This is a genomic window from Pantoea sp. Ft-CA_14, from assembly GCF_024520875.1.
GTDB classification, from domain to species: domain Bacteria; phylum Pseudomonadota; class Gammaproteobacteria; order Enterobacterales; family Enterobacteriaceae; genus Pantoea; species Pantoea agglomerans.
In genome coordinates this window covers 533,947-549,552 of record NZ_JALNPM010000002.1, presented here as the reverse complement: position 1 = coordinate 549,552, position 15,606 = coordinate 533,947, and the positions used below count along the sequence as shown (strand labels likewise).

The 15,606-nt window shown below is 56.0% G+C and carries 15 protein-coding genes; 13 read left to right on the top strand and 2 right to left on the bottom strand.

Translation table 11 applies throughout. The annotated features are described in order from the left end of the window. Positions 1–200 precede the first annotated feature (200 nt). Positions 201–3,659 carry a ribonuclease E gene (gene rne, locus NR195_RS05830; protein WP_191913813.1) on the bottom strand — a complete coding sequence of 1,153 codons (3,459 nt, stop codon included), beginning with the start codon at positions 3,657–3,659 and terminating at the stop codon, positions 201–203. Between the two features lie 573 nt (positions 3,660–4,232). On the opposite strand from rne, the gene rluC reads away from it, so the two are divergent. Continuing rightward, positions 4,233–5,189: a 23S rRNA pseudouridine(955/2504/2580) synthase RluC gene (rluC, locus tag NR195_RS05825; protein WP_010246350.1), complete on the top strand. Its 957-nt coding sequence runs from the start codon at positions 4,233–4,235 to the stop codon at positions 5,187–5,189. 11 nt (positions 5,190–5,200) lie between these two features. Here the strand turns inward: rluC and NR195_RS05820 are convergent, their stop codons facing one another. Further along, entirely contained in the window at positions 5,201–5,788 is a 588-nt protein-coding gene (locus tag NR195_RS05820) for a nucleoside triphosphate pyrophosphatase (RefSeq protein WP_256844274.1), read from the bottom strand. A gap of 140 nt (positions 5,789–5,928) precedes the next feature. On the opposite strand from NR195_RS05820, the gene yceD reads away from it, so the two are divergent. From yceD to holB, 12 genes are all read left to right on the top strand, one after another. Beyond that, positions 5,929–6,450: a 23S rRNA accumulation protein YceD gene (gene yceD, locus NR195_RS05815; protein WP_010246346.1), complete on the top strand. Its 522-nt coding sequence runs from the start codon at positions 5,929–5,931 to the stop codon at positions 6,448–6,450. Positions 6,451–6,464: 14 nt separating this feature from the next. Continuing rightward, a complete protein-coding gene (gene rpmF, locus NR195_RS05810; RefSeq protein ID WP_003849870.1) occupies positions 6,465–6,635 on the top strand; it encodes a 50S ribosomal protein L32 in 171 nt (56 codons plus the stop codon). Between the two features lie 25 nt (positions 6,636–6,660). Continuing rightward, positions 6,661–7,701, top strand: a complete 1,041-nt coding sequence (gene plsX, locus NR195_RS05805) for a phosphate acyltransferase PlsX (RefSeq protein WP_022625870.1) — start codon at positions 6,661–6,663, stop codon at positions 7,699–7,701. Next, complete coding sequence (locus tag NR195_RS05800) at positions 7,702–8,655, top strand: beta-ketoacyl-ACP synthase III (RefSeq protein WP_010246341.1); 954 nt, start codon at positions 7,702–7,704, stop codon at positions 8,653–8,655. Between the two features lie 16 nt (positions 8,656–8,671). After that, positions 8,672–9,604 carry an ACP S-malonyltransferase gene (gene fabD / locus NR195_RS05795; RefSeq protein WP_256844273.1) on the top strand — a complete coding sequence of 311 codons (933 nt, stop codon included), beginning with the start codon at positions 8,672–8,674 and terminating at the stop codon, positions 9,602–9,604. A 10-nt stretch (positions 9,605–9,614) separates the two neighbouring features. Next, positions 9,615–10,349 carry a 3-oxoacyl-ACP reductase FabG gene (gene fabG / locus NR195_RS05790; protein WP_010246337.1) on the top strand — a complete coding sequence of 245 codons (735 nt, stop codon included), beginning with the start codon at positions 9,615–9,617 and terminating at the stop codon, positions 10,347–10,349. 154 nt (positions 10,350–10,503) lie between these two features. Then, a complete protein-coding gene (acpP, locus tag NR195_RS05785) occupies positions 10,504–10,740 on the top strand; it encodes an acyl carrier protein (RefSeq protein WP_003849865.1) in 237 nt (78 codons plus the stop codon). 85 nt (positions 10,741–10,825) lie between these two features. Further along, on the top strand, positions 10,826–12,067 hold the full coding sequence (gene fabF / locus NR195_RS05780) for a beta-ketoacyl-ACP synthase II (RefSeq protein WP_022625869.1): 1,242 nt from the start codon (positions 10,826–10,828) through the stop codon (positions 12,065–12,067). Between the two features lie 91 nt (positions 12,068–12,158). After that, the gene (gene pabC, locus NR195_RS05775) at positions 12,159–12,974 is read left to right on the top strand and encodes an aminodeoxychorismate lyase (protein WP_256844272.1); all 816 of its coding nucleotides are present in this window, start codon (positions 12,159–12,161) and stop codon (positions 12,972–12,974) included. After that, positions 12,971–13,990: a cell division protein YceG gene (gene yceG, locus NR195_RS05770; protein WP_158131835.1), complete on the top strand. Its 1,020-nt coding sequence runs from the start codon at positions 12,971–12,973 to the stop codon at positions 13,988–13,990. The genes pabC and yceG overlap by 4 nt, the downstream gene beginning before the upstream one ends. Continuing rightward, on the top strand, positions 13,980–14,612 hold the full coding sequence (tmk, locus tag NR195_RS05765) for a dTMP kinase (protein WP_158131834.1): 633 nt from the start codon (positions 13,980–13,982) through the stop codon (positions 14,610–14,612). The genes yceG and tmk overlap by 11 nt, the downstream gene beginning before the upstream one ends. Continuing rightward, a complete protein-coding gene (gene holB, locus NR195_RS05760) occupies positions 14,612–15,601 on the top strand; it encodes a DNA polymerase III subunit delta' (protein WP_010669856.1) in 990 nt (329 codons plus the stop codon). Before tmk ends, holB begins: the two co-directional genes overlap by 1 nt. Positions 15,602–15,606 lie beyond the last annotated feature (5 nt).

The following is a 15,606-nucleotide window of genomic DNA, read 5'->3' as shown; positions in this document are numbered from 1 at the left end:
CGCACACACGCACACACGCACACACGCACACACGCACACACGCACACACGCACACACGCACACACGCACACATGCACTTTCCAGATTCCTGATAAACGAGGAGGGGAGGTTAATTATCCTCTGTCCGCTGGCGGGCAGAATCGCAGGCATAAAAAAACCCCGGCTTGCAGGCCGGGGTTCAGTTCACAACAGCTTATGCGTTACGGCTTGGTCGCCGGGGCAGTGGCATGATGTGTGGCGCTATGACCACCCGCAGAACCGCGACCGTCGAACTCATACGGTGCACGCACCCAGTCACTGTGCGGTGCCGGTTCTGACTGCCAGACTGGCGCAGGCGCTTTAGTCATCGGCGCAGAGGCAAAATGCTTCCAGCGCGTACCGTCATTCGGCACTGAGGCAGTTGCAGGCTCGGATGCCGTTGCAGGCACTGATGCAACAGGTTCGGCCGCAGTCACCGGTGCTGCAGGGGCGACATCGCGTGCGGCCACCGGAGCATGAGGTTCACGAACTGGCGCTGTTTCAGCTTCAGCAGCGACCGGCGCATTCAGAACTTCTTCAACTTCTGCTGCGATCGCTTCGCTGACGTCGGTAGCCGATTGCTCAGCAACCTCCGCAGGCTGTGCTTCTTCTGCAACCGCTGCAGGCTGTGCAGTCTCAACCGCAGGTGTCACAACCGGCGCTTCGGTGACAGGCTCAGCAGGCACGGCTTCGGCTGCTACCGCTTCCGCTTTTGCTTCATCTGCCGCCGGAACAACGGAAGGCTGCTCGTCAACCGGCGCGTCGATAGCACGGGTATCGTCAGTGTTCACGACCGGCACTGGCGTTTCTGCCTGCGGCTCGGCCTGTTGCACTGGCGCTTCCTGAGCAACAGACTCAACAGCGGCAGCAACAGGCAGTGGACTGGCGGCGTCTGCTGTCTCTTCGCGGTTGTACGCTGGCGTCTCGTGAGTCACATTCTGAACCTGCTCTTCGCTGGCCTGGCTCACCGGGTAACGGATCCAGACTTTACCGGATGCCATCTCTGGTGATGCAGCTGCAGCGGCCAGCGGCATTGCTGACTGAGTCGGATAACGCTCATCACGGTAACGACGACGACGCTGTCCGCTGACGCGCAGATGACGAGGCGAACGACGTGAACGACGCGGCATATTGGCGTTATCACGGTTGTCGTTGTCATCCTGCTCTTCACCCTGCGCTGCCTGGAACTCAGGCTGCGGCTGAGCCACGTCTGTCTGCTGAGGCTGACGCACTTCAGCTGGCTGGGCAAAGTCGCTGGCTTCGGCTGGCATAGGTGGACGGTTATCATCAACACGCACCTTCTGGTTCAGCTGACGCGGCTTGCGACGCGGCATAACCTGTACGCGCTCATCATCCTGCGGCTCGGTCACGTCCGGAACGTCGGCTACCACTACCGGCTGCTCAGCCACTTTGGCGGCTTCTTCACCGGCGCGTTTCTCTTCCTGACGACGACGCTGACGCTCAGCACGCTGTTCACGGCGCTGTTGCTGCTGCTCATCACGCTGCTGGCGAGCTTCTTCGCTCAGTGCCGGACGCTCTTCACGCACTTCACCAGACTGGGACTGACGCTTGTTGCGGCGATTATCGTTACCCTCGCGCGGCTCGCGATTTTCACGTGGCTCGCGACTTTCGCGCGGTTCACGACTTTCACGAGGTTCGCGGTTTTCACGAGGCTCACGGTTTTCGCGTGGTTCACGGCCTTCACGCGACTGCGCGTTATCTCCGTTGCGCGGCGTACGCTCACGACGATTATTGTTACGACGGTTGTTATTGTTGTTGCGGCGCTCGCCACGGCCGTTGCCGTTTTCCTGCTCGCTTTCAGGCGCTTTCTGCGGTTCTGCAACCTCAGTGGCCACGGGTGCGGCGGCAGGGGCTTCTTCGCCTGCGAACATTTTTTTCAGGCCACCAAGCAGACGGCCAAAGAAGCCGGTGCTGACGGTAGCAGGCGCAGCCACAGCAGGTGCTGCTTTTGCGGCTGGCTGGGCTTCAGCGCGCTGCGCTTCTGGCTCAACTTCTACCGGTGCCGGAGGCGCATCAGGCATCACAAACGCGGCCAGAGCAGGCTGCTCAGGACGACGACGTTCAGCATGTTCCTCTTCCGACGGCATCGCCATTTCGGCTTCATGCAGCTTCGGCAGATGATAGCTCAGGGTCTGCGTCTCTTCGCCTTTGCGCACGCGCAGCACGGAGTAGTGTGGGGTCTGCATCTTGTCATCAGGAACGATGATAGCCCGCACGCCACCCTGGCGTGTTTCAATAGCGTTAACCGCTTCACGTTTTTCATTCAGCAGGTAAGAGGCCACCTGAACCGGAACAATGGCGTGAACTTCTTTGGTGTTGTCTTTCAGCGCTTCTTCTTCAATCAGACGCAGGATCGACAGCGCCAGTGACTCGTTATCACGGATGGTGCCGGTGCCGCTACAGCGTGGGCAGACGTGATGGCTGGATTCACCTAATGACGGGCTCAGACGCTGACGGGACATCTCCAGCAGGCCGAAACGTGAAATGTGGCTGATCTGAATGCGGGCGCGGTCCTGACGAACAGCTTCACGCAGACGATTCTCAACCGCGCGCTGATGGCGTACCGGCGTCATATCGATGTAATCGATAACGATCAGGCCGCCCAGGTCACGCAGACGCAGCTGACGAGCAATCTCATCGGCCGCTTCAAGGTTGGTGTTGAACGCCGTCTCTTCGATATCACCGCCGCGCGTTGCACGTGCCGAGTTGATATCGATAGCGGTCAGCGCTTCGGTACTGTCGATCACAATCGAGCCACCGGAAGGCAGGCGGACTTCACGCTGGAAAGCGGATTCGATTTGCGATTCGATCTGATAGTGGCTGAACAGCGGGATTTCACCGGTGTAGAGCTTAATTTTGCTGCTGAAGTCCGGACGGCCCAGCGCAGCGATATGCTGACGCGCCAGTTCCAGTACTTTCGGGTTATCGATAAGGATTTCACCGATGTCCTGACGCAGATAGTCGCGGAAGGCACGCACAATCACGTTACTTTCCTGATGGATCAGGAACGGAGCAGGGCGGTTTTCAGCGGCTTTCTTGATCGCTTCCCAGTGTTTAAGACGGAAGCTTAAATCCCACTGCAGCGATTCGGCTGATTTACCGACGCCCGCAGTACGGACAATCAGGCCCATGCCTTCCGGCAGTTCCAGCGCCGACAGGGCTTCTTTCAGCTCGGTACGATCGTCACCTTCGATACGGCGAGAGATACCGCCTGCACGTGGGTTATTCGGCATCAGTACCAGATAGCTGCCCGCCAGAGATATAAAGGTGGTCAGCGCAGCGCCTTTATTGCCGCGTTCTTCTTTATCGATCTGAACAATGACTTCCTGACCTTCACGCAGCACGTCTTTAATATTCGGACGACCATGCGCGTTATAGCTGGAGGGGAAGTATTCGCGGGAGATTTCTTTTAACGGGAGGAAACCGTGACGTTCTGCTCCGTAATCGACAAACGCAGCTTCAAGGCTGGGTTCAATGCGAGTGATTTTACCTTTGTAAATGTTGGCTTTTTTCTGCTCGTGTCCAGGACTTTCAATATCCAGATCGTACAGACGCTGACCGTCAACCAGGGCAACGCGCAACTCCTCCTGCTGAGTTGCGTTTATTAACATTCTTTTCATCGTGACTTACTCGTTATTCTTTCATGAGTGATTACAGCTGCGGGCATAGTTACCCTGGACGAGTATCAACCGATGGCCCCGTGACTTAGTGCAATGTCGTCAACCTCACGGCTGTCGACCGCGCGAGGGGCGCAAATAACGTCGGTGGCCTGTTTTTCATAAGGGAAAACAGCACCAGATAGTGGAAATGCCTGAGAGAATAAAGAAAACCCGTGCATCCCATACTGTTGTCCAGGCCGCAACCCGCAGCCCGCTAAGTGCCTGATTTCGCATTACGTCTTACGCCATTGCTGCGTGTCTGCTCAATCCGGCAAAATGACAATTTCGCTCTTTTTCTGCCCTGAAATGGTTCAGGTAAGAAACTCAAGCATTATTCCATTGCTAACCTTCATATAGCAAGGCGACTTTAGCCAGCTTGTGAAGTTTCTTTACATTTAAATCGCTAATGTGTCGGACAAAACAGCGCTTTGCTGAAAAAGCCAGCAGAGAGGCGACCTGCCGTCACATCAACTCCAGAGTTAAGCACAGAAAAAGGGGTGGCGCTATCAGGGGACACTATTTAGAATCGCCGCCATGAAAACAGAGAATCCCGGCGTACATTTTGTCGCCATCACGGCTGAAAATGCCGGACAACGCATTGATAACTTTTTGCGCACCCAGCTCAAGGGTGTGCCCAAAAGCATGATTTATCGCATCGTTCGCAAAGGCGAGGTGCGGGTGAATAAAAAGCGCGTCAAGCCAGAATATAAGCTGGAGGAGGGCGATGAGGTGCGCATTCCGCCGGTTCGGGTAGCGGAACGCGATGAAGATGCCGTTTCCCCCAAACTGGCGAAAGTGGCGTCACTGGCCGATGCCATCCTGTTTGAGGATGAGTCGCTGCTGGTGATGAATAAGCCTTCCGGCACAGCCGTGCATGGCGGTAGCGGACTCAGCTTCGGGGTGATTGAAGGGTTACGTGCCCTGCGACCGGAAGCGCGCTTTCTGGAGCTGGTGCATCGCCTGGATCGTGACACCTCCGGCATTCTGCTGGTCGCTAAAAAGCGTTCGGCGCTGCGTTCTCTTCATGAGCAACTGCGTGAAAAGGGGATGCAGAAAGACTATCTGGCCCTGGTGCGCGGCAACTGGCCGTCACACCTGAAGGTGGTTCAGGCGCCGCTGCTGAAAAACATCCTGCAAAGCGGTGAGCGCGTGGTGCGCGTCAGCAGCGAAGGCAAAGCCTCGGAAACCCGCTTTAAAGTAGAAGAGCGGTTTGAGTTTGCCACGCTGGTGAAAGCGAGCCCGGTCACCGGTCGTACCCATCAGATTCGCGTCCATACGCTGCATGCCGGGCATCCCATTGCCTTCGACGATCGCTACGGAGAACGTGAGTTTGACAGTCAGCTGGCGGCAACCGGTTTAAAACGCCTGTTCCTGCATGCTGCGGCGCTGACCTTTACGCATCCCGGCACCGGCGAAGTGATGCGGGTCGAAGCGCCACTGGATGATGGCCTGAAGCAATGCCTGCTTAAGCTGCGTCAACTGAAAGCGTAATCTCTCCGGCATCAGTTCGTTAAAGGATTGATGCCGGCCTGCTGCAACATCTCATTGAGCGCGATCAACGGCAGCCCGACCAGCGTATTGGGATCGCGTCCCTCCAGCCGATCAAACAGACAAATCCCCAGACCTTCACTCTTAAAACTGCCCGCACACTGAAGCGGCTGCTCCTTTTCCACATAGCCGCTGATTTCAGCGTGAGTCAACGTGCGGAAATGAACCACAAAGGGCTCACAGCAGTGCAGCAGCGTGCCACTGACCGGATGAAATAGCGCCAGACCGGTATAAAAGGTAATGGCTTTTCCGCTGGCGGCACGCAGTTGCGCCCGCGCATTCTCAGCCGTGTGAGGCTTACCGGCGATAGCGCCATCCAGCACGCAAACCTGGTCGGAGCCGATTATCCAGTGGCTGGGATACGTTTTTGCCAGTGCCTGCGCTTTAGCTACGGCAAGACGGGTTACCAGCGCTTCAGCGGTTTCATCGGGCTGGGGTGACTCATCAACCTCAGGCGCGGCGGTAATAAAAGGCAGGCCGAGTTTATGCAGTAATGCCTGCCGAAAGGGCGAGGTTGAAGCTAAAAGAATCGATGGCGTCATTTTTTTTCAATAGTGATAGCGAATTGGTGACAGTCATTTTAAACTGTGCGCCGCACTGGATGCGAATAGTGGTTGAAAGATGCTGTTTAACGGCCTTTTTCTTTGACTCTATGACATTACAAAGTTAATATGCGCGCCCTATGCAAAAGGTAAAATTACCCCTAACGCTGGACCCTGTCCGCACTGCTCAGAAGCGCCTTGATTATCAGGGTGTCTACACATCTGTACAGGTGGAGCGTGTGGCCGAGTCGGTCGTTAGTGTGGACAGTGATGTGGATTGTGCCATGTCGTTTGCGGTTGATAACCAACGTCTGGCAGTACTGACGGGTACTGCTGAAGTACAAGTGACGTTGCGTTGCCAGCGCTGCAACCAGACCTTTCCTCATCACGTAAAAGTGAGTTACTGCTTCAGCCCTGTCTCTTCTGAAGAGCAGGCCGAGGCATTGCCGGAAGCGTACGAGCCGGTCGATGTCAACGAGTTTGGTGAGATCGATCTGCTGGCGGTTGTCGAGGATGAAATTATTCTCGCGCTGCCGGTCGTTCCGGTGCACGATTCTGAACACTGTGAAGTGTCCGAGGCGGACATGGTCTTTGGTAAACTGCCTGCAGAGGTGGAGAAACCAAATCCATTTGCCGTATTAGCCAGTTTAAAGCGTAAGTAATAGGAGTAAGGTCCATGGCCGTACAACAGAATAAACCCACCCGTTCTAAGCGTGGTATGCGTCGTTCACACGATGCGCTGACCACTGCTGCTCTGTCAGTAGATAAAGTTTCTGGCGAAACTCATCTGCGTCACCACATCACTGCGGACGGTTACTACCGCGGTCGCAAGGTTATCGTTAAGTAAGTTTCTTGCTTAGCAAGGCGATACCTTGACACGTTTGACCCTGGCGATTGATGCCATGGGCGGGGACTTCGGTCCCTGCGTGACAGTGCCTGCAGCATTGCAGGCACTGGCCTCTCATTCGGAACTATTCCTTCTTCTGGTCGGACACCCCGACACTCTCATGCCATTGCTTGCCAAAGCGGATTCCTCCCTGATGGGGCGTTTGCAGGTCATCCCTGCCGAATCGGTTATTGCAAGTGATGCGCGGCCCGCTCAGGCCATCCGCAACAGTCGCGGCAGCTCAATGCGTGTGGCACTGGAGATGGTTAAAGAGGGACGTGCGCAGGCCTGCATCAGCGCCGGGAATACCGGTGCGCTGATGGGGCTGTCGACACTCTTATTAAAACCGCTGGATGGCATTAAACGTCCGGCGCTGATGTCCGTTTTACCGCACCAGCAACAGGGTAAAACCGTGGTGCTGGATCTGGGCGCAAATGTGGGCTCAGACAGTGCGATGCTGGTGCAGTTTGCTGTAATGGGGTCGGTAATGGCTGAGCATGTGCTTGGTATTGCACGGCCCCGTGTCGCGTTGCTCAATATTGGTCATGAAGAGACCAAAGGGCTGGAAACGATCCGCGACGCCGCGGCAGTGCTGCGAGAATCACCGCAAATCAACTATATTGGTTACCTTGAAGGTAACGAACTGCTCACCGGTAAAACGGATGTGATGGTCTGTGACGGTTTTGTCGGAAACGTCACGCTGAAGACTATGGAAGGCGTGGTAAGAATGTTTCTTTCTCTGCTGAAGTCATCAGGGGAAGGTAAAAAACGGTCATGGTGGCTTCAGTTGCTGGGACGCTGGATTCAGAAACGTCTGACGAAGCGCTTCGGGCATCTCCACCCTGACCAGTACAATGGCGCTTGTCTGTTAGGATTGCGCGGAACAGTGATCAAGAGTCACGGTGCGGCAAATCAACACGCCTTCGCTGTGGCGATAGAACAGGCAGAGCAGGCGGTGAGGCAGCAAATTCCCGAGCGAATTGCTGCGCGCCTTGATGCTGTATTAGCCAGGAGTGACAAAGCCTAGATGTATACCAAAATTATCGGTACGGGCAGTTATCTGCCAAGCCAGATCCGCACCAATGCCGATCTGGAAAAAATGGTGGAGACGTCGGACGAGTGGATTGTTACCCGTACCGGCATCCGCGAGCGCCGTATTGCTGCGCCTGACGAAACCGTCGCCACCATGGGATTCAGCGCGGCGCAACGCGCCCTTGAAATGGCAGGCATTGAAGCGAACGATGTTGGGCTGATTATTGTCGCCACAACCTCTTCCAGCCATGCCTTCCCCAGCTCTGCCTGCATGATCCAGCAAATGCTGGAAATCAAAGACTGCGCGGCGTTTGACCTCGCTGCCGCCTGTGCAGGTTTCACCTATGCACTGAGCGTGGCCGATCAATACATCAAAAATGGCGCGGTGAAACATGCGCTGGTGATTGGTGCTGATGTCCTGGCACGCGCACTTGATCCGGAAGATCGCGGTACCATCATCCTGTTTGGCGATGGTGCAGGCGCGGTCGTGCTGGGTCAGAGCGAAGAGCAGGGGATCATCTCTACCCATCTTCATGCTGATGGTCGCTATTCACAGCTGCTGACGCTGCCTTATCAGGATCGTGCGCATCAGGATCAGCCCGCTTATGTCACCATGTCAGGCAACGAAGTCTTCAAGGTTGCCGTCACCGAGCTGGCTCACATCGTTGATGAAACGCTGCAGGCCAATAATCTCGATCGTGAAATGCTGGACTGGCTGGTGCCGCATCAGGCGAACCTGCGCATTATCAGCGCCACCGCGAAAAAACTCGGCATGACCATGGATAAAGTGGTCGTCACACTGGATCGTCATGGCAATACCTCTGCCGCATCGGTGCCAAGCGCACTGGATGAAGCGGTCCGTGATGGCCGCATCAAACCCGGACACCTTATTCTGCTGGAAGCCTTTGGTGGTGGATTCACCTGGGGTTCTGCGCTGGTTCGCTTTTGATTGACAGGAACGAAAAATGACGCAATTTGCATTTGTTTTCCCCGGTCAGGGTTCACAGACCGTGGGCATGCTGACTGAATTAGCGGCAACCTATCCGCTGGTAGAAGAGACCTTCCGTGAAGCCTCTGACGCGCTGGGATATGATCTGTGGCAATTAGTGAGTCAGGGTCCGGCTGAAGAGCTGAACAAAACCTGGCAGACTCAGCCTGCACTGTTAGCTGCCTCCGTGGCAATCTGCCGTGTCTGGCAGCAGCAGGGCGGTGAACAGCCAGCCCTGATGGCCGGTCACAGCCTGGGTGAGTATTCAGCGCTGGTTTGCGCGGGTGTGCTTAACTTTGCGGATGCAGTGAAGCTGGTTGAACTGCGCGGCAAACTGATGCAGGAAGCGGTGCCTGAAGGCACTGGCGCGATGCAGGCGATTATTGGCCTGGATGACGCGGCTATCCGTAAAGCCTGTGAAGAGAGCGCGCAGGGCCAGGTTGTCTCACCGGTTAACTTTAACTCGCCGGGCCAGGTGGTTATTGCGGGTAACAAAGAAGCCGTTGAACGTGCGGGTGCCGCCTGTAAAGCAGCGGGCGCTAAGCGTGCCTTGCCACTGCCGGTCAGCGTTCCTTCTCACTGCGCACTGATGAAGCCTGCGGCCGATAAACTGGCGGTGGCGCTGGAGAGCATCACCTTTAACGCGCCTGCGGTACCGGTGATCAACAACGTCGATGTGAAAGCTGAAACCGACGCTGCGGCCATCCGCCATGCGCTGGTCCGTCAGCTCTACAGCCCGGTTCGCTGGACCGAGAGCGTGGAAGCGATGGCAGCACAGGGCGTGACGCAGCTCCTGGAGATGGGGCCAGGTAAAGTCCTGACCGGACTGACGAAACGTATTGTCGATAGCCTGACAGCGGCTGCCGTTAACGATACTGCATCCCTGACGGCTGCACTCGGTAAGGAATAAGAGGAAAATCATGAGCTTTGAAGGTAAAGTTGCGCTGGTTACCGGCGCGAGTCGCGGCATTGGTCGTGCGATTGCAGAAACACTGGCGGCACGCGGTGCTAAAGTGGTAGGAACTGCAACCAGCCAGAGTGGCGCCGACGCCATCAGTGCTTACCTTGGCGACAAGGGCAAAGGCCTGTTACTGAATGTGACTGACGCTGACTCAATCAGCACTGTTTTAGAGAATATTCGTGCTGAATTTGGCGAAGTGGATATTTTAGTCAATAATGCAGGCATTACGCGTGATAATCTTCTCATGCGCATGAAGGACGATGAGTGGGAGGATATCCTGGATACCAACCTCACATCGGTATTCCGCCTTTCCAAGGCGGTCCTGCGTGCCATGATGAAAAAGCGCGTGGGCCGTATCATCACCATTGGTTCCGTTGTTGGAACTATGGGTAATGCGGGCCAGGCAAACTATGCGGCAGCAAAAGCGGGTTTGATTGGCTTTAGCAAATCACTGGCGCGCGAAATCGCGTCACGTGGCATTACCGTCAACGTCGTGGCTCCAGGCTTTATTGAGACTGACATGACGCGGGCACTGAACGAAGATCAACGTTCCGGTATTTTGGCGGAAGTTCCTGCGGGTCGCTTAGGCGATGCTCAGGAAATCGCCAATGCTGTGGCATTTTTAGCCTCTGACGAAGCAGCCTACATCACAGGTGAAACGCTGCACGTCAATGGCGGAATGTACATGGTCTGATAAATCACGAAATGATTTGCTTTATTTGCGGTTAGAACCGCAAAATAACGCAAAATCGTGGTTCGACCAGCCGGGATTTTGTTGCATCTTTTTCACCATTTTATACACTACGAAAACCATCGCGAAAGCGAGTTTTGATAGGAAATTAAATAGTATGAGCGATATCGAACAACGCGTTAAGAAAATCATCAGTGAGCAGCTGGGTGTGAAAGAGGAAGAAGTCACCAACTCTGCATCTTTCGTAGAAGACCTGGGTGCCGATTCTCTTGATACCGTTGAGCTGGTGATGGCTCTGGAAGAAGAGTTTGATACTGAGATTCCAGACGAAGAAGCTGAGAAAATCACTACCGTTCAGGCAGCGATCGACTATATCAATAGCCATAAAGGCTAATGAATATCTTCAGGCGGTCGCTCGACCGCCTGATTTTTTTGTTTGTACCACATAGTTCCCTATTTCCCCTCCCTGGAGGACGAACGTGTCTAAGCGTCGTGTAGTTGTGACTGGTCTTGGCATGTTGTCTCCTGTCGGCAATACCGTAGAGTCTACCTGGAGTGCTCTCCTTGCCGGTCAGAGCGGCATTACCCTGATCGACCATTTTGATACCAGTGCTTATGCAACACGTTTTGCAGGTCTGGTAAGAGATTTTAATTGTGATGACTACATCTCGCGCAAAGATCAGCGCAAGATGGATGCCTTCATCCAGTACGGCATTGTGGCCGGTATGCAGGCCATGCAGGACAGTGGTCTGGTTGTTACCGACGAAAATGCAAGCCGTATGGGCGCAGCAATTGGCTCCGGCATCGGTGGTTTAGGTCTGATTGAAGAGAATCATACTTCACTGGTCAACGGCGGCCCGCGCAAAATCAGCCCATTTTTTGTGCCTTCAACCATCGTTAACATGGTGGCGGGTCATCTCAGCATCATGTATGGCCTGAAAGGTCCAAGCATCTCTATCGCGACAGCCTGTACCTCTGGTGTGCATAACATCGGTCATGCCGCACGTATCATCGCCTATAACGATGCTGATGTGATGCTGGCGGGTGGCACAGAGAAAGCCAGTACGCCATTAGGCGTCGGTGGCTTTGGTGCAGCACGTGCTCTCTCAACCCGTAATGAAAACCCGCAAGCGGCGAGCCGCCCGTGGGATAAAGATCGTGACGGTTTTGTGCTGGGTGACGGCGCTGGCATTGTGGTACTCGAAGAGTATGAACATGCGAAGAAACGTGGTGCGAAAATCTACGCGGAAATCGTAGGTTTTGGTATGAGCAGCGATGCCTACCACATGACTTCACCACCAGAAGATGGATCAGGCGCCGCGGCGGCAATGATCAACGCATTGCGCGATGCTCAGCTTACGCCAGAGCAGATCGGCTATGTCAACGCGCACGGCACCTCCACGCCAGCGGGTGATAAAGCGGAAGCGCGGGCGGTGAAATCGGTCTTTGGGGCAGCAGCCAGCAGCGTGATGGTGAGCTCGACCAAATCAATGACCGGACACTTACTGGGTGCGGCAGGCGCGGTTGAATCGATCTATTCGATTCTGGCGCTGCGCGACCAGGCCGTTCCACCGACCATTAACCTCGACAATCCGGATGAGGGCTGCGATCTCGACTTCGTGCCTCACACCGCGCGTCAGGTTCCCGGTCTGGAGTACACCCTGTGTAACTCCTTCGGTTTCGGCGGAACCAACGGTTCGTTGATCTTCCGTAAAGTGTAATCGTTGTTGATTGCTAAAAAGGCCCGCGATGCGGGCCTTTTTTTATCCTGCAGAATGCGCTGAAATCACGAGTCACGCTCAGGAGAGAACCATGTGGATTAACGGGTTAAAACAATCGATGCAGGCCGCCAGTGACCGCGGCCTGCAGTTTGGGGATGGCTGTTTTACTACCGCCGCGGTGCGTCAGGGTAAAATCGTGCTGCTGGAGAGCCACATTCAGCGCCTCAGAGAGGGTTGTGAGCGGTTATGGATTGATGGCGTCGACTGGCTTCAGCTTGAGACTGAAATGCGACAGGCCGCGCAGCAACAAACCCAGGCGGTGCTGAAAGTGATTATCAGCGCCGGCAGCGGCGGACGGGGCTACAGCCGGCGCGGCTGTGGTGAACCCACGCGAATCGTCTCGCTGGCACCCTGGCCGCAACACTACGCCGATTTACAGCAGTGTGGCGCGTCACTCCGACTCAGCCCGATCCGTCTGGCACGTAATCCACAGTTTGCCGGAATCAAGCACCTTAATCGTCTGGAGCAGGTGATGATCAGAGCTCATCTTGACCAGACAGACGCCGACGAGGCGCTGGTGCTTGACACTGAAGGTTGGGTGGTGGAATGCTGTGCGGCCAATTTATTCTGGCGTCAGGGCTCGCAAATTTTCACGCCTGATCTGTCAGCGTCGGGCGTGGATGGCATTATGCGGCGGAGTCTGATGGCGCAACTTGCTGCTGCAGGCCAGGCTTGCCAGGTAATAAAAAGCGAACCGGCGCAGCTGCTGGCCGCCGATGAAGTGGTGATATGTAACGCGCTGATGCCGGTCCTGCCGGTCCGACAGATAGAAGCGGTAGAGTTTACTGAGCGCTCGCTGTTTAATCAGTTGCGCGCAAGCTGTGAAAAGATAATGGATGCATCATGATTCGAAGCAAAAAAATCGTCGTCAGCCTGCTGGCGATCGTGGGTCTCGCGGCTGTGCTGAGTTACTGGCAGGTTAAGCGGTTTGCGGCTACTCCGTTAACCCTGCAGCAGGAAACGATCTACACGCTGCCTGCCGGCACGGGCCGGGTCGCACTTGAAGCGCAGCTGGAAGAGCAGAAGATTATTCCGCACAGTATCTGGTTTGGCGCGCTGCTGCGTCTGGAACCTGAACTGGCGACCTTCAAGGCGGGTACCTATCGCCTTGAGCCGACCATGACGGTGCGCTCGCTGTTACAGCTGCTGGCCAGCGGTAAAGAGGCGCAGTTCCCGGTGCGGTTCGTGGAAGGCCAGCGGCTGAAAGAGTGGCTGAGTGAGCTGCGCAAAGCGCCTTATATCCGGCATACCCTGAAAGATGATCAGTTCGCCACCCTTGCCAGCGCACTAAAAGTGGAGCCTGAGCAGCTGGAGGGCAACTTCTTCCCGGATACCTGGCTCTACACGGCTAATACCACCGATATGGCGCTGCTGCAGCGCGCTCATGAGCGGATGAAAAAAACCATTGCTGAGGTGTGGCAGGGACGGGCGGATAATCTGCCCTATAAAACCCCACAGGAGCTGGTGACCATGGCCTCAATCATTGAGAAAGAGACCGGCGTCAGCGAAGAGCGCGCGCGCGTAGCCTCGGTGTTTATCAATCGCCTGCGCACCGGTATGCGGTTACAGACCGATCCCACCGTCATCTATGGCATGGGCGACAGCTATAACGGGACGCTGACCCGCAAAGATCTTGAGACGGCCAGCGCTTACAATACCTATATCATTAACGGTCTGCCGCCGGGTCCGATCGCCATGCCGGGTAAAGCCTCTCTGCAGGCAGCGGCTCATCCCGAGAAAACCAACTATCTCTATTTTGTTGCGGACGGCAAGGGCGGCCATACCTTTACGACTAATCTTGCCAGCCATAACAAGGCGGTGCAGGTTTACCGGCAGACGCTAAAGGAAAAAAATGAACAGTAAGTTTATCGTCATTGAAGGCCTGGAAGGTGCCGGCAAAACCACCGCGCGTGACGCCATCGTCGCCACGCTGCGTGCCCGTGGCATTCACGATCTGGTCTTTACCCGTGAGCCTGGCGGAACGCCGCTGGCAGAACAGCTGCGGGTGCTGTTTAAGCAGGGTATTGAGGGCGAGCAGGCCACAGATAAAGCGGAACTGCTGATGCTCTATGCGGCACGGGTTCAGCTGGTGGAAACGGTCATTAAACCGGCGCTGGCGCGCGGTGCCTGGGTGATCGGCGATCGTCATGATCTCTCCTCTCAGGCTTATCAGGGGGGTGGACGTGGACTTGATGCCGGTCTGATGCAGACGCTGCGCGATACCGTGTTAGGCGATTTCCGCCCCGATCTCACGCTCTATCTTGATGTGACACCCGATATCGGTCTGCAGCGCGCCCGTGCGCGCGGTGAGCTGGATCGCATTGAGCAGGAGTCATTGCGCTTCTTTGAACGCACCCGCGCGCGCTATCTGGCGCTGGCAGCGGAGGACCCCACCATCATCACCATAGATGCTACACAATCACTGGGCGATGTGACAGCGTCACTTCAGGCGGCGCTGGATGGCTGGCTGGCGGAGCAGGCGTGATGAACTGGTATCCGTGGCTGAATCAGCCTTATCGCCAGGTGATTGGCCAGCATCAGGAGAATCGCGCTCACCATGCGTTGTTGATCCAGGCGATGGCAGGTATGGGCGATGAGGCGCTGGTCTGGGGGATGAGCCGCTGGCTGATGTGCCAGCAGCGGGATGGACTGAAAAGTTGCGGGCAGTGTCACGGTTGCCAGCTGATGCAGGCCAATACCCATCCTGACTGGTATCGGCTTGAGGCGGAGAAGGGCAAAAGTACCCTGGGCATCGATGCTGTTCGGCAGGTTACTGAAAAAATGTACCACTTTGGTCAGCAGGGCGGCGCGAAAGTGGTCTGGCTGCCGGATGCCGCGCAGCTTTCGGAAGCGGCAGCCAACGCCTTGCTGAAAACGCTGGAAGAGCCGCCAGCCAACAGCTGGTTCTTCCTCAGCAGCCGGGATCCCTCGCGCCTGCTGGCTACGCTGCGCAGCCGCTGCATGGCGCTGCATCTGACGCCGCCGGACGAAGGACAAAGCCTGCTCTGGCTGAAGAAGCACGCTGCGCACGACGAACAGATGCTGCTGGCGGCTCTGCGTCTGAGCGCAGGTGCACCCGGTGCGGCGCTGAGCCTGCTGGAAAACGGACCGTGGCAGGCCCGGCAGAAGCTCTGCGATGCGCTGTCCGCTGCGTTGCAGCAGGACATCCTGCAACTGCTGCCTGCGCTGAACGCCGACGACGCGGCAGCGCGTATCGGCTGGCTGCTCTCTTTGCTGCTGGATGCAATGAAGTGGCAGCAACATGCAGGTCAGTGGCTGAGTAATATCGATCGTCAGGATGTGGTGCAGTTGCTGGCCGGATACTTTTCTGCCAGCGCGCTCAACAGCAGCCTCCAGGATTGGATGCGCTGTCGCGAGCAGCTACTGCATGTGGCATCGGTGAATCGCGAATTATTGCTGACCGATCAGCTTCTGAGCTGGGCGGACAAACAGAAGCCCGCGCTTGTCGGCTAAACCTA

What these genes read in the sequence shown, in the direction of transcription:
- rne (WP_191913813.1), bottom strand. Translation starts at nt 3,659, where the DNA reads ATGAAAAGAATGTTAATAAACGCAACTCAGCAGGAGGAGTTGCGCGTT.
- rluC (WP_010246350.1), top strand. Translation starts at nt 4,233, where the DNA reads ATGAAAACAGAGAATCCCGGCGTACATTTTGTCGCCATCACGGCTGAA.
- NR195_RS05820 (WP_256844274.1), bottom strand. Translation starts at nt 5,788, where the DNA reads ATGACGCCATCGATTCTTTTAGCTTCAACCTCGCCCTTTCGGCAGGCA.
- yceD (WP_010246346.1), top strand. Translation starts at nt 5,929, where the DNA reads ATGCAAAAGGTAAAATTACCCCTAACGCTGGACCCTGTCCGCACTGCT.
- rpmF (WP_003849870.1), top strand. Translation starts at nt 6,465, where the DNA reads ATGGCCGTACAACAGAATAAACCCACCCGTTCTAAGCGTGGTATGCGT.
- NR195_RS05800 (WP_010246341.1), top strand. Translation starts at nt 7,702, where the DNA reads ATGTATACCAAAATTATCGGTACGGGCAGTTATCTGCCAAGCCAGATC.
- fabD (WP_256844273.1), top strand. Translation starts at nt 8,672, where the DNA reads ATGACGCAATTTGCATTTGTTTTCCCCGGTCAGGGTTCACAGACCGTG.
- fabG (WP_010246337.1), top strand. Translation starts at nt 9,615, where the DNA reads ATGAGCTTTGAAGGTAAAGTTGCGCTGGTTACCGGCGCGAGTCGCGGC.
- acpP (WP_003849865.1), top strand. Translation starts at nt 10,504, where the DNA reads ATGAGCGATATCGAACAACGCGTTAAGAAAATCATCAGTGAGCAGCTG.
- pabC (WP_256844272.1), top strand. Translation starts at nt 12,159, where the DNA reads ATGTGGATTAACGGGTTAAAACAATCGATGCAGGCCGCCAGTGACCGC.
- yceG (WP_158131835.1), top strand. Translation starts at nt 12,971, where the DNA reads ATGATTCGAAGCAAAAAAATCGTCGTCAGCCTGCTGGCGATCGTGGGT.
- tmk (WP_158131834.1), top strand. Translation starts at nt 13,980, where the DNA reads ATGAACAGTAAGTTTATCGTCATTGAAGGCCTGGAAGGTGCCGGCAAA.
- holB (WP_010669856.1), top strand. Translation starts at nt 14,612, where the DNA reads ATGAACTGGTATCCGTGGCTGAATCAGCCTTATCGCCAGGTGATTGGC.